Raw genomic sequence first — 14,227 nt, forward strand, 5'->3', positions numbered from 1 at the left:
ACCATAAGCGTGATGCCCAGACCGACTCTGCAACTTGTCCTCGATCGCTCTCGCAACCATCGAGGGATAACGAAAAAGTTCACCCGCCGCCGTTTGATTGTACCATTTGACAAAGCGTTGTGGCGGTCGGGTGCAACGCCTTGTTATGCGACGTTGCCGAGCGCTACGCCCCGTTACCAATAGACTTGCTGATTTGCTTGGTGTTCTGGAATATTGACTCAACCAACTCGGTCAGACCCTCTGAAGCGACGTGGGAATGACCAATTCCAATGAGTTGATAATGCAGAGACGTATTCCCATCCCGCATGAATTCGTTGTGTGCAGCTTGCATCATTCCTTCGGCGTACTTTGGCCCGATACCCAGCCCTGTGAGTTGATCGGCAGCAAGCTTCTGAATGTCCTCAACATCCATGAAGCAGACGAGGCGACCAACGCCAAAGACGTAACCGTACATCGTGAAACCAAACACCTGACACATCAACTCATCTTCGAGTTGCCATCGGCTGTCCGATGTAATAGCTGTGGTTAGCGCTTCAGCTTTGGATTTCGCCAATTCCGGCATGTCACTCATGGTTGCCCTCACCGCGTAGCCGCATAACTAGTGTTTATCAGGAACGATTCCTGATAACATGCATACTGTGACGTTATTAGGAACATTGACTGGCCAAATTCGGCGTCACGACCATTGTGCACCACTGAACCCGAAGACACGCCTGTCCATCATTGCCGTGACACGATGCAAAGTCAAATCCCTTCGATGGCGATCCCACAGCGTCAATGTGGTTTATCAAGCAACGTTGTCACTCTTCCAGTCTAACGGCGGTATGTCGTAATACCACTCGGCAGACTCGTGCAAACCGAGTTCAAACTTTGCCGGGTCGCCGTCTTCGATTTTTCCCCGCCGCTTCACTCTCACATACCACACCGATTGAGTGACTTACCAAGGTGCAATTTTGTTCGCGAATGATGTGATGCTTCTTTGCGAATGATGAAAAAACTGTTTGGGTGGAAGACCGCTTGGGTGGTTTTGTTGTATTCGGCTTTGCTGATCGGATACAGTGCGGACGCATAAAACTCTGCCCGTCTCACCCACCAAACGGAAAGTCTCTGCGGATGACCGACTCACACTCGCATTCTTCACGACGATTGTTGACCGGAGCTGTTTCTCTCTGCCTATTGGGCGTGCTGCTTTGGTACTCGTCGCGTTCGGAACATACACCCTCGGTCGTGGCGGCATCGTTGGAGGCGAACGGGAACTCGAAGTGGTATCGCGGGAATATCCACACGCACTCGCTATGGAGCGACGGCGACGACTACCCCGAGATGATCGCGAAGTGGTACAAAGACAATGGCTATCAGTTCCTCTGCTTCACCGATCACAACGTACTCGCAAACACCGAACGCTGGACTGCCGTCGATAAAAACAAAGGCGGACGCAAAGCCTATGACAAACTCAAAAAAGCGTTCTCGGAAGACTGGATCGAAGAGCGTACGAAAAACGACCAACTCGAAGTTCGGCTGAAACAATTCACCGAAGTTTCAGAGCGTTTCAATGAGATTGGAAAGTTCTTGCTGATTCAAGGCGAGGAGATCACCGACCGCTTCGGCAACTTCCCGATTCACATGAATGCCAGTAACGTCAAAGAACTCATTCCGCCAATGCGGGGTGAGAGTGTGGCCGACACGATTCAGAACAATGTGAATGCCGTCGAGTCACAACGCCAACGCACCGGTCAGTCGATGATGATTCACTTGAATCACCCCAACTTCGGTTACGCAGTCACCGCCGAAGATTTGATGCAGATTCAGGGTGAAAAGTTCTTCGAGGTCTACAACGGCCACCCTGGTGTTCGCAACTCCGGTGATAACAAACACGCCGGTACGGAACGAATGTGGGACATCATTTTGACCAAACGACTCGGCGAACTCGACTTGCCGGTGATGTATGGCTTAGCGGTCGATGACGGACACAACTACCACAATATTCCGAGTCGATCGAGTAACCCGGGACGGGGCTGGGTGATGGTGCTTGCAAATGAACTGGAACCGGAAACCATTGTGGAAGCCATGGAAGCCGGTGAGTTTTATTCGTCCTCGGGTGTCGAACTTCGCAAAGTGATTTCGAGTTCCACGGGTTTGAAGATCGAAGTCGAACCGGAGGATGGTGTGACTTACGAAATCGAGTTCATCGGCACACGTGCCGGTTACGATCCCGAAGGCAAACCCGTGCTCGATTCCAAAGGTGAACCGATGCGAGTCACGATGCAGTACACGGCGGACATCGGTAAGGTGTTGAAATCCGTCTCCGGCACAGAAGCGGAGTACCAGTTCGAAGGCAACGAACTTTACGTCCGGGCTCGCGTTACGTCGTCGAAAGATCACCCGAACCCATCGGAAGTCGGCGAGAAAGAACGAGCCTGGGTCCAGCCGGTTATCGGGCCGGAAGCTATGGACAAGTAGTCTCAGCCGGAAATGTTCGAAACAAAAAAGGGGTCAGAGTCGTTTCCAACTCTGGCCCCTCGCCTTTTGTCCCTCGACCAACTACGGCAGTTGTGTCGATCCCATGAGGTACTTGTCACACTCACGGGCGGCACCCCGACCTTCGTTGATGGCCCACACGATCAAGCTTTGTCCGCGTCGACAGTCCCCTGCCGCGAACACGCCTTCGATGTTCGTCGTGTACTTTTCGAATTCGGCTTTGTAGTTGGTCCGCACGTCGAGTTCGAGATCGAGTTGATCGGAAATCATCGATTCCGGTCCCAGGAACCCGAGGGCCAACAAGACCAAGTCCGCGTCCCAAATCTTTTCGGTTCCCGGAATGGCAGTGAATGGGGGGCCGCCTTCGGTGACTTGATTCCAATCGACTTCGACCGTCTTCAGTGCTTTGATGTGCCCGTTGCCGTCGCCGATGAATTCCACGGTCGAGATGCAGAACTCGCGAGGGTCGTCGGGAACATGTTTGAGTTCGTTCTGGCTGTAATCGAACTTGGCAGCGGCTTCGGCGTGACCGTAATCCACGCGGAAAATCTTCGGCCATTCAGGCCAGGGGTTATTGTCCAACCGCTCTTGTGGCGGTCGAGGAACGATTTCAAAGTTGATTAGCGATTTGCAACCATGCCGCACCGATGTGCCGAGACAGTCGTTCCCGGTATCCCCTCCACCGATGACAATAACGTTCTTATCTTTCGCGGAAATATACTGACCATCTTCCAAGTTGGAATCGAGCAAACTCTTGGTGTTCGCATGGAGGAATTCCATCGCGAAGTGAATGCCATCGAGTTCCCGACCGGGCACGTTCAGATCTCGCGGGCGAGTTGAACCCGTGCAAAGTACAACGGCGTCGAAATCGTCCACGAGTTGTTTCGCGGTGACGTCTTTGCCGATTTCCGTGTTGGTGACGAACTCAATTCCTTCGGCCGCCAGCAGATCGACACGTCGTTTGACGATGTGCTTTTCGAGCTTCATGTTCGGGATACCGTACTCGAGCAAACCGCCGATGCGGTCGGCTCGTTCGTACACAGTCACCTTGTGCCCTGCTTGATTGAGTTGAGCTGCACAGGCAAGTCCTGCGGGTCCCGAACCAACTACGGCCACAGTCTTGCCGGTCCGTTCTTTCGGCGGATTCGGTTGAACCCAGCCTTCTGCGAAACCGCGATCGATAATCGACGCTTCGATGTTCTTGATCGTGACGGCCGGCTCGATAATCCCAAGCACGCAGGAACCTTCACAAGGAGCCGGGCAAACTCGACCGGTGAACTCCGGGAAGTTGTTCGTCTTGTGAAGCCGATCGAGGGCTTCCCGCCATTGATTGCGATAGACCAGGTCATTCCATTCCGGAATGAGGTTGTTGATCGGGCAACCACTGGCCATGTTGGCCATCAGGTCGCCGGTGTGACAGAACGGCACACCACAATCCATGCAACGAGCCCCCTGCTCTCGCAAGGCGTCTTCTTCCATGTGCTCATGGAATTCATTCCAATCGAGAATTCGCAATGCAGGATCACGATCGGTCGGAACTTTTCGCGTGAACTCTTTAAATCCGGTTGGCTTACCCATGATGTATCAGTCTGCAAAAAAATGATCGCTTGGACGATTATCGCCGACCCTCAACTCGCTTTGAGAAAAACCCGGTGGCCGACGTCTGGCCACCGGTCGGAGTTCGACGAACAAGTGAAGAGTTATTGTGGAGTCAACTACGAAGTGGCCATTTCGGTTTTGTGACCGGCGGCTTGGGCGGCCATTTCGGCAAGCGCCCGTTTGTAATCGGTAGGCATGACTTTCACAAATCGCGAGACCGACTCTTGCCAGTTGTCCAAGATCTTTTGGGCAACCGTACTGCCGGTGTACTTCGCGTGATTTTCGATCAACTCCTTCAGTTCGGCGATGTCGGCATCTTCCTCCATCCGTTCGAGTTCCACCATCTCCAGGTTGCAATTCACGCGGAATTCATCTTTTGGATCGTAAATGTAGGCGATCCCTCCGGACATCCCCGCAGCGAAGTTCCGCCCGGTCGGACCGAGGATCACCGCTCGACCGCCGGTCATGTATTCACAACCGTGGTCGCCAACACCTTCCACGACGGCCTTCGCACCAGAGTTCCGCACGCAGAACCGTTCGGCAGCAACGCCTCGGAAATACGCCTCACCCATGACCGCCCCGTACAACGCTACGTTGCCGATGAGGATGTTTTCCTCGGGCACGAAGCCGCTGTTTTTCGGTGGTGCGATGATGATCTTCCCGCCGGAGAGTCCTTTGCCGACATAGTCGTTGGCGTCGCCTTCGAGTTCCAGCGTCACACCGGGAGCCAACCAGGCCCCGAAGCTCTGCCCTGCCGAGCCAGTGACATCGATGTGAATCGTATCTTCCGGCAGACCACGGGCTTCCCACTTCTTCGCCACTTGGTGCGACAACATGGTTCCGAATGCTCGGTCGATGTTTTCGATCGGCATGGAGAACCGCACCGGTGTGCCTTCGTGAATCGCAGTCCAGGCTTTCTCGATGAGTTTGTTATCGAGAACTTCGTCCAGACCGTGATTCTGCGAAATCGTGCAGTAAGTCTGCACGTCATCATGGGCCTTGAGTGCGGGAGTCAGAATCGGCGTGAGATCCAGCCCTTTCGCTTTCCAGTGTTCGATGGCATCGTCCGCTTCGAGCATGTCGACTCGGCCGACCATGTCGTTGATCGTACGGAAACCAAGTTCCGCCATGATCTGTCGACATTCTTCAGCGACCATAAACAGGTAGTTGACGACGTGCTCGGGTTTGCCGGTGAACTTCTTGCGAAGTTCTGGGTCTTGCGTGGCGATCCCGACCGGGCAAGTGTTGAGGTGACATTTCCGCATCATGATGCAGCCCATCGTGATCAGCGGAGCCGTCGCGAAACCGTATTCCTCGGCACCCAGCAACGTGGCGATGGCGATATCGCGACCGGTTTTCAGCTGGCCGTCCGTTTGGAGACGAACACGGCTGCGAAGATCGTTCATGACCAGCGTTTGGTGCGTTTCGCTGATGCCAAGTTCCCAAGGCAAACCAGCGTGCTTGATGCTCGTGAGCGGAGACGCCCCGGTACCACCTTCGCAACCAGAGATCAGAATATTATCGGCATGTCCTTTCGCCACACCGGCGGCAATCGTACCAACTCCGACCTCAGACACCAGTTTCACACTGATGCGAGCGGACGGGTTGGAGTTCTTCAAATCGAAGATCAACTGTGAAAGGTCTTCGATCGAGTAAATGTCGTGGTGCGGCGGTGGACTGATCAGGCCCACACCCGGCGTGGAATGCCGAGTGGCGGCGATAATCTGATTCACCTTGAAACCAGGAAGTTCACCACCCTCCCCTGGTTTTGCACCTTGAGCAATCTTGATCTGCAGTTCGTCGGCATTCGTCAAGTAGTACGACGTCACACCGAACCGCCCCGACGCGATCTGCTTGATCGCCGAGCGTTTGCTGTCGCCGTTTGGCATGGGAGTGAAGCGGTTGTAGTCTTCGCCGCCCTCTCCGGTGTTGCTCTTTCCGCCGAGACGATTCATGGCGATTGCCAGTGTTTCGTGCGATTCCGCGGAAATTGAACCGTAGCTCATCGCTCCCGTGCAGAATCGCTTGACGATTTCCGCAGCCGGCTCGACTTCTTCAATCGGAATCGGATTGCCTTCGCGGAATTTCAACAACCCCCGCAATGTGCAATTGCGGTTGGCTTCTTCATTGACCGCTTGACTGAACCGGTGATATGCGGTCGCGTCATTCGTGCGAGCGGCCGTTTGAATCGCCGCGATCGTGTGCGGATTCCACGAGTGCTTTTCGCCGGTTTTGCGATAGGCATACAAACCCGGGTTCGGCAACAACGGAAGTTTCACTTGGTCGCGAGCCGGGAAACCAATTGCATGTCGACGCAGCGATTCCTCAGCGATGACTTCCAAGCCCACACCTTTGATGCGGCTTTGCGTGCCAACAAATGCGGTTTTGATGACGTCTTCGTTCAGCCCGACCGCCTCGAAAATCTGAGCCCCCTTGTAGCTGGCGAGTGTCGAGATGCCCATTTTGCCCATGACCTTGAGCATCCCTTTCGCCACACCTTTGCGGTAGGCGGCGATGATCTTCTCGTCGGACCACGACTCGTTGAGAATGCCGTCGCGTCGGGATTGGATCAGGGCTTCCCAAGCCATGTACGGGTTGATTGCATCGGCACCGTAGCCAACAAGACAACAGTGATGGTGCACTTCCCGAGCTTCACCAGATTCGAGCACGATGCCGACTTTGGTACGCTCTTCATGAGCGACAAGATGGTGATGCACCGTTCCCGATGCCAACAACGTCGGCACGGCGACCAAGTCATGACTGACTGCCCGGTCGGACAGGATAATCAGACTATAGCCGTCTTGAATCGCTTGCCGAGCCTCATCGCGGATGCGATCGAGTGCCCGCAACATTCCGTCCGCCCCTTCGGAGCGTGGCCAGGTAATATCAATGGTCTTCGATTTCCAACCACGATGATCGAGCTGCTTCAATGCCGCCAACTCTTCGTTGGTCAAAATCGGATGGGGAATCCGTAAGCGATGGCAGTGTTCCGGTGTCACATCGAGGAGGTTGCCTTCCGGGCCGATGTAACACTCCAGCGACATAATGACTTCCTCGCGGATCGAATCGATCGGTGGGTTCGTCACCTGTGCGAACAGTTGCTTGAAGTAATCGTAAAGCATCCGCGGTTGATCGGAGAGACACGCCAAAGCCGCGTCGTCACCCATCGACCCGAGTGGATCTTTCTTCACATTGATCAACGGAATCAACATGAATTTTAGTGTTTCGATCGTATAACCGAATGCCTGCAAATGATCGAGCAAGAAATCGGCATCGGGTTGCCCGGGCACATTATCGTGCGGCAATTCGCTGAGTTCGATCCGTTGCTCCCGCAGCCATTCACCATACGGGCGTTCCGAAGCGACACGGTGCTTGATCTCCTCATCGGGAATCAACCGGCCTTCTTCGAAATCGACAAGGAACATGCGGCCGGGTTGCAATCGGCCTTTGATCTTCACGTTCTCCGGTTCGATGTTCAACACGCCGACTTCGCTGGCCATCACGACACGATCGTCGTGTGTCACGTAATACCGACTCGGCCGCAATCCGTTCCGGTCCAACACCGCGCCGATGTAATGCCCGTCGGTGAACGAGACCGAAGCCGGTCCGTCCCACGGTTCCTGCAATGCGGAGTTGTATTCGTAAAACGCCCGTTTTTCCTCCGGCATCGTTGCATGGTTCTGCCATGCTTCAGGGATCATCATCAGCACGGCTTCGTGCAGTTCCCGCCCCGAGTGATACAGCATTTCCAGGGCGTTATCGAAGCGGTTCGAGTCAGAACCTTGAGCTTCGATCAACGGGAACAGCTTGCGGATGTCGTCTTTCCAAAGGTCGCTTTTCATCACGCCTTGTCGAGCGAGCATCCAGTTCGCGTTTCCACGAACAGTGTTGATTTCCCCGTTGTGAGCCATCATCCGACACGGTTGTGCCCGGTCCCAACTGGGGAACGTGTTCGTACTAAACCGCGAGTGCACCATCGCCAAATGGCTGGTGTAATCCGGATCACGAAGATCGGCGAAATACGGCATCAGTTGTGAGGGCATCAGCATGCCCTTGTAGATCAAAATGTTCGGCGAAAGCGAACAGACATAGAACATAAGCCGTTGCGAAAGTTCGCTTTCGATTCGAATCCGACGACTGATCCATTTACGGATCAGGAAACATTGGCGTTCGAACTCTTTGTTCTCAATACTGTCGGCTGCCCCGATGAACACCATCTCCATCTGAGGTTCGGCAGCGCGAGCGGTTGGGCCGATGTTCGCTTTGTCCGCATCTTGTGGGACATCTCGCCAACCGAGGAGTTTCTGCCCCTGCTCTTCGACGATTTCCGCCAGCAGACGCTTGCACTCGTCCCGCTCAGCACCTTCGGTCGGTAGGAATACCAAACCGGCGGCATATCGCCCACGTTCGGGAAGTTGGTCGATTCCCGCTTCCGGGGCGACTTTCTCGAGGAACTCGTATGGCAACGCCGTCAGCATCCCTGCCCCGTCGCCGGTGTTCTCCTCACAACCGCACGCACCACGGTGGGTCATGTGGAGCAGAATGCGATCGGCGTCGTCAAGGATTTGTCGCGAACGTTGACCTTTAATATGTGCCACGAAGCCGACACCACAGGCATCGTGCTCGTTCTCGGGGTCGTAGAGTCCGTACGCTTCGGGCAATCCGTTTTGAGTGATCGCCTTCCGAGCGTGCGTACCGGAATTGGAATTCAAGCCATCGATGCGATCAGAAGGAAACGGAAGAATAGTCATGAGAGTTACTCGCTTGGTCACGCAAAATACTTAGCAGGACATCGAACATGGTCGCTGTGTGTGGGTCGCGGCCGTCTTCGATTTCATTTCATTCAAACAACGTGCGGACCGTGATGGTCCAATCTGGCAATATCTCGGGAAACGAAATCGTTTCGTCTCGTGTTCGTGTCACCGGAGGCCGGTCGGGAAAACACACCGTCGCCGTCTGATCGCGTGGGTCCAAAACACAAACGACAGACACACCGGCCGCCAGGTGTTCCGCAGCTTTGCCTAATACTTGGCCCCATCGATCCGAGGCAGAGAAGACTTCGACAATCAGATCGGGCGGAACGTCCAGATATCCCTGGGGCAACGGACCTGGTGGAACTTTTTGAAAGCTATAAAACGCGACGTCGGCTCCACGAACGGTGTCGGGGTCTCGTTCGGTGATCACACCAGCATCGTTACTGACCACATGCCCCAATTGGTGCTCGTCCGCAAAATCGGCAAGCAGTCGACCGGCCTTCAAACAAACTTGCCCGTGTCTCGGAGTCGGCGGATTCATTTCGATCACCTCACCGCGCACCAATTCCGTCGGCCGGCTGCTCTCGGGCAGCTGAGCATATTCTGCGACGGTAATCGGAACGGTTGCGATTGCCACGGTTCTATTGGGCCTCAATCAATTGGGTTCAATGGGTACCGAATCAAACGGCTGCCGGGATGTCACTCTTGAGAAGATCGATAAATCGTTGGGCAGCCGATGAGAATGCTTTGTGCCGTTTATGCACGATCCCGAGCGGGCGAATCCATTCCCCATCGTCGCGTTCCGCCTGCGAAATGTCCAGGCGGACAACCGCGAGCGTCTTGGCATCACGTTCGCGAAGGACCGTCGGTTCGGGCAACAAAGAGATTCCGGCCCCAATCTCAACAGCCCGTTTAATCGTCTCGACGTTGTCGAACTCGTGGACCACATCCACCGCCACACGCGTTCGACGCAACCAGCGATCAATCCGTCGACGAAGTGTCAATTCCGTCGTAAACCCGACGAACTTCTCGCCATCAATCTGACCGGGTTGAATCGATTCCTGCCCCGCTAAGGGATGAGACTTCGGCACCACCAACACCAAATCTTGGTTCTGCCAAGGAATCGAGCCGATCTCTCCGCCATCTCTCGGGAATGACACAAGACCTAAGTCCGCTGCGTCATTCAGAATTCGTTCATACACCTCGTCCGGGTGCAGATACTCCAGTTGCAATTCCGCCTCCGGGTACTGGATTTGGAACCGCTTGACGTAAGCATCCATCTGCAGCAAGCCCACGGAATAAATTGACGCAACACACACTCGGCCTGCGACAAGATTCTCCGCTTCGCGTGCCTGATCCTCGATTCGCCGAAAGCCATCGAGCAAATCTCGACATCCGTCATAATAAATCTGACCGGCAGCGGTCAGTTCGAAGGGGCGTTTCGATCGGTCGATCAGTTGCACACCCAATCGCTTTTCCAGATGATGAACTGCTTGACTAGCCGCCGATTGCGAGACGTGATGCACCTCCGCCGCCTTCGAAAAACTTCGGCGACTAACGACCTCACAGAAAATCTCGACGTTCCGCAGGTGCATAAACGGTCAAACAAAATGGAGTCAAGGATTCCAAGCGAACGCTCGCGTCACTAGTTTGTTGGCAAACTCGCGACCTCGAAACGACGCAGTCAGATGTTGGGTCCGTCCAAACCATAAGCAAAAGTAATTGTCAATCCAAAAGCAAATCAGAATTCAGGATAAAGGTACCGACTCGCACACCAACCCGTCAAGCGTCTTCTTTCCGTTGGTGAGGCTGCCTGTCATCACATGCAGGCCTATTGGTATTACAGATCGAGACAAAACTATGATTCCGCATCTGACGAGCCGATTCCGCTTGTATGGACTTGGTTGCTGCCTGGTCCTGTTCGCGTCTTGGACTACACCGGTGTCTGTTTCGGCAGACGTACCGATATTCAAGGTGAAGTTCGACAAATCGCTACGGAGCAGCCCATTCACCGGGCGTGTCACGGTGTTCTGTGGGTCATCAAACCGAGAACCACGTTGCGGCCCCAACTGGTTCCATCCCGAACCCTTTATCTCGAAAGACGTTATAAACTGGAGCCCCGGGAAAACCTTGACAATTGACGCGACGGACGGTGACACGATCACGTTTCCTCGCAACTTGGATTCGATCGACTGGACCAACTACAAAGCCCAAGCGGTCGCCCGTTGGAACACCTGGGAACGTGAGGTGGGGACCGGCCCTGGAAACGCCTTCAGCGAGGCCGTCAAGATCACCAGCGACAATCAATCCGAGGTTGAGTTGACGCTCAACCGTACAGTGCCGGAACCAGAATGGCCGGACTCGCGGTGGTCGAAACTGCTCCGTGTGCACTCAAAACTTTTAAGCAATTTTCACAAAAAGGACGTCTATCTTCACGCGACAGTGGTGTTGCCAAAGAGTTATTACGACCAGCCGCAACGTCGATACCCGACGATATTCACCATTCCGGGATTCGGTGGCACACATCGACACGGTTTCCGCGACCGTCCTGTCGACGAAAATAACGCGGAGGGCGTGGAGTTCTTCCGGGTCATGCTTGACCCCAGTTGCCCGCTCGGTCACCACGTATTTGCGGACTCGGCGAATAACGGACCTTATGGAACGGCACTCGTCGAAGAACTGATCCCGACGTTCGATCAAGAATTTCGCACCATCGCCGAACCCACCGCTCGGTTTCTCACCGGGCACTCTTCGGGCGGATGGAGCAGCTTGTGGGTGCAGATCACACACCCGGACACATTCGGCGGCGTGTGGAGCACCGCTCCCGATCCTGTCGATTTCCGTGACTTCCAGCAAATCAACCTCTACAAAGCCGGCGAGAACATGTACGTCGACGCCGACGGTAAACGTCGTCCACTCGGTCGGCAGAACGGGAAGGTATTGGTGTGGTATCGAGATTTTGCCGAGATGGAAGACACGCTCGGTCCTGGCGGACAGCTTCACAGTTTTGAAGCCGTCTTCAGCCCGAAAACTGCGGATGGGTCCCCTGCTCTGATCTGGGACCGCGAAACTGGCGAGGTCAACTCTGACGTTGCCGAGGAGTGGAAGAAGTACGACATCCGGCTGTATCTCGAACGAAACTGGGGCCGGGTCAAAGATAAACTTGCCGGAAAACTGCATGTCTTCATGGGTGACGAAGACACGTTTTACCTGGAAGGGGCGACGCGTCTGTTGCAGAAATCTCTGAAGAAATTGGGGAGCGATGCGGTCGTCGAGTTGCATCCAGGCAAAGATCACGGCACGCTGATGAGTCAGGAACTCCGGCAGCGCATCCGCCGGGAAATGACCGAGCAGTTTCTTCAACATCACACCGTGGAATCAGGATCGCCCCAGCCATGACACCCCGCCTCAGAGTTTCCGTTCTACTTGCCGGCCTCGTTACCGGTTTCACGACATCGTGGACACTTGCAGCCGACACCCCAACCGGCGATGCAGCCATTCTGCCGAAAGACGCCCAGCTTGAGGAACTTTGGAACGAGGGCGAATTCACCGAGGGAGTGGCCGTCGCACCGGACGGCATGATCTACTTCAGCGACATTGCATTCGCGGAAGACGGTGTCGGGCGAATTCTGAAGTTCGATCCAACCACAGAGGAAACCAGCGTTTTCTGCAAAGACAGCGGCAAAAGCAATGGCCTGATGTTCGACAAGTCTGGCCGACTGCTTGGCTGCTGCGGTGCGATGGGTGGCTTGCGGGCACTTGTTGAAATCAAGAAAGACGGCTCGGTCCACCCGATTGTCGAAGAGTTTGAAGGCAAACGGCTCAACTCCCCGAACGATTTGGTTGTCCATCCTAACGGCAGCGTTTACTTCACTGACCCACGGTATGCCGGCAATGAGCCTGTCGAGATGGATCTCATGAGTGTCTACCGTCTCGACCTGGACGGTAGCGTACATCGCGTAACTAAAGCCAAGGGCAAAAACGGCATCGAAAAACCGAACGGCGTGCACGTCTCTCCCGATGGCAAAACTCTGTATGTTGCCGAAACGAACAACGGCAGTCTCGATGTCCGTAAAGAAGGCGGACGAGCGAATCCGGGACGTATGACCCTCAACGCATTCCGGATCAAGAAAGACGGCTCCCTCGGCAAAAAAACCATGCTGGTCGACTTTGGCCAACAAACCGGCACCGATGGCATGACAATCGATACCGATGGCCGCATCTACGCTGCCGTTCGCCAAGCCGACCGTTTTGGAATTACCGTCTACACCCCCGAAGGCAAGGAAGTCGCTTACATTCCATCCCCTGCTCTGCCTACGAACTGTAGTTTTGGAATCGGCCCACAAGCCCAGACGCTGTTCGTGACGTCAGGCAAAGGGCTGTACCGCATCAATCTCAAAACCACAGGCTTCCATCCTGCGCGAGCCTCCGATTGACCGCCGTACGTCTTCCCACTTTTAAGAAAATGGATTCACACTCAATCCCGGCTTTGACCCAGCATCACACCACCTCTAAACTGCGGGCTCATCAATGCCAGACGACCAGAAACCGGCGATAACACCTTTAGCCGCAGGAATGGCATGGGTGGCCCGCATCACAACTGTGGTTGCGGAGATGGTCATTCCGGGCCTTATCGGCCGCTGGCTTGACTCGAAATGGGAGACCCAATTTTGTGTGGTCATCGGGTTCGTTCTTGGACTGGTGATCGGAATGTGGCACCTCATTCGAATGACTCGCTCGATGGATTCGCAGGCTCCGAAAGGACCCTCGCGAGAGAAAATCGAGTGAATCACAAACTTTTAATCAAGTCGCTTGACTCTGACTGTCAGTAAGACTATTCAGGTGACTCAACATCACACCAAACTGGCTCGAAGTTCATAGATCGACCCGTGAGCGTTCCCGTCCCGTCAACAACTCCTCCAACTTCTCCATGGCGTCGTGGAATGACGTCGTGTGGACTGTTGACACTAACGGTTCTGCTTGCCTTGCCAGTGTGCCTGTGGGCTTTTGATTCTCGCTACGGCGAAAACGGCTCCTGGGCAGTTGGGTTAGCGGCGGCAATCTGTTGGTTGGCCGGCTTGTTGGCCTTGGGCGTGCATTTCTTGTTTCGAGACCCACGGCATGCCATTGCTTCTGCGTTTGGCGGAATGCTTGTGCGTACGGCTTTCGTTTTCGCCTGGGCATTTATTGTACTCGAACGGTGGGAACACGCCGAGGAGGCCGGTTTTCGGCTCGCGGTGGTCGTGTTCTTTCTGTTGACGTTAACAACCGAAACCGCCCTCAGCCTGTGGATGTTGAAGTCGCAATCTGCAGGTCTCGAAGTCGGCAATGACGAAAAAACCGATCAGTCCAGTTCGCTGGAACGGTCTCATGTCAATAAAGTGGAGGCGGTCTAA

Annotated in this window: 10 protein-coding genes; 5 read left to right on the forward strand and 5 right to left on the reverse strand. The window is 54.7% G+C overall.

Features of this window, described 5'->3' with window-relative positions:
• Positions 1 to 163: 163 nt before the first annotated feature.
• Entirely contained in the window at positions 164 to 571 is a 408-nt protein-coding gene (locus AC5DDB_RS03360; protein ID WP_491738262.1) for a hypothetical protein, read from the reverse strand.
• A gap of 542 nt (positions 572 to 1,113) precedes the next feature.
• On the opposite strand from AC5DDB_RS03360, the gene AC5DDB_RS03365 reads away from it, so the two are divergent.
• Positions 1,114 to 2,460 (forward strand): CehA/McbA family metallohydrolase domain-containing protein, encoded by a 1,347-nt coding sequence (locus tag AC5DDB_RS03365; RefSeq protein ID WP_491738263.1) that lies wholly within the window; start codon positions 1,114 to 1,116, stop codon positions 2,458 to 2,460.
• A gap of 81 nt (positions 2,461 to 2,541) precedes the next feature.
• Here the strand turns inward: AC5DDB_RS03365 and AC5DDB_RS03370 are convergent, their stop codons facing one another.
• From AC5DDB_RS03370 to AC5DDB_RS03385, 4 genes are all read right to left on the reverse strand, one after another.
• Complete coding sequence (locus AC5DDB_RS03370; protein WP_491738264.1) at positions 2,542 to 4,056, reverse strand: glutamate synthase subunit beta; 1,515 nt, start codon at positions 4,054 to 4,056, stop codon at positions 2,542 to 2,544.
• 137 nt (positions 4,057 to 4,193) lie between these two features.
• Positions 4,194 to 8,828: a glutamate synthase large subunit gene (gltB, locus tag AC5DDB_RS03375; protein WP_491738265.1), complete on the reverse strand. Its 4,635-nt coding sequence runs from the start codon at positions 8,826 to 8,828 to the stop codon at positions 4,194 to 4,196.
• A gap of 88 nt (positions 8,829 to 8,916) precedes the next feature.
• A complete protein-coding gene (locus AC5DDB_RS03380) occupies positions 8,917 to 9,468 on the reverse strand; it encodes a Uma2 family endonuclease (protein ID WP_491738266.1) in 552 nt (183 codons plus the stop codon).
• 43 nt (positions 9,469 to 9,511) lie between these two features.
• Positions 9,512 to 10,426 (reverse strand): LysR family transcriptional regulator, encoded by a 915-nt coding sequence (locus tag AC5DDB_RS03385; protein WP_491738267.1) that lies wholly within the window; start codon positions 10,424 to 10,426, stop codon positions 9,512 to 9,514.
• 535 nt (positions 10,427 to 10,961) lie between these two features.
• Between AC5DDB_RS03385 and AC5DDB_RS03390 the strand changes: the two genes are divergently transcribed.
• From AC5DDB_RS03390 to AC5DDB_RS03405, 4 genes are all read left to right on the forward strand, one after another.
• On the forward strand, positions 10,962 to 12,230 hold the full coding sequence (locus AC5DDB_RS03390) for an alpha/beta hydrolase (RefSeq protein ID WP_491738268.1): 1,269 nt from the start codon (positions 10,962 to 10,964) through the stop codon (positions 12,228 to 12,230).
• Positions 12,227 to 13,267: an SMP-30/gluconolactonase/LRE family protein gene (locus AC5DDB_RS03395; protein WP_491738269.1), complete on the forward strand. Its 1,041-nt coding sequence runs from the start codon at positions 12,227 to 12,229 to the stop codon at positions 13,265 to 13,267. Before AC5DDB_RS03390 ends, AC5DDB_RS03395 begins: the two co-directional genes overlap by 4 nt.
• Positions 13,268 to 13,406: 139 nt before the next feature.
• Positions 13,407 to 13,619 carry an AtpZ/AtpI family protein gene (locus tag AC5DDB_RS03400; RefSeq protein ID WP_491738518.1) on the forward strand — a complete coding sequence of 71 codons (213 nt, stop codon included), beginning with the start codon at positions 13,407 to 13,409 and terminating at the stop codon, positions 13,617 to 13,619.
• Positions 13,620 to 13,774: 155 nt separating this feature from the next.
• Positions 13,775 to 14,227 (forward strand): hypothetical protein, encoded by a 453-nt coding sequence (locus AC5DDB_RS03405; RefSeq protein WP_491738270.1) that lies wholly within the window; start codon positions 13,775 to 13,777, stop codon positions 14,225 to 14,227.

It is taken from the genome of Thalassoroseus sp. (genome assembly GCF_984380535.1).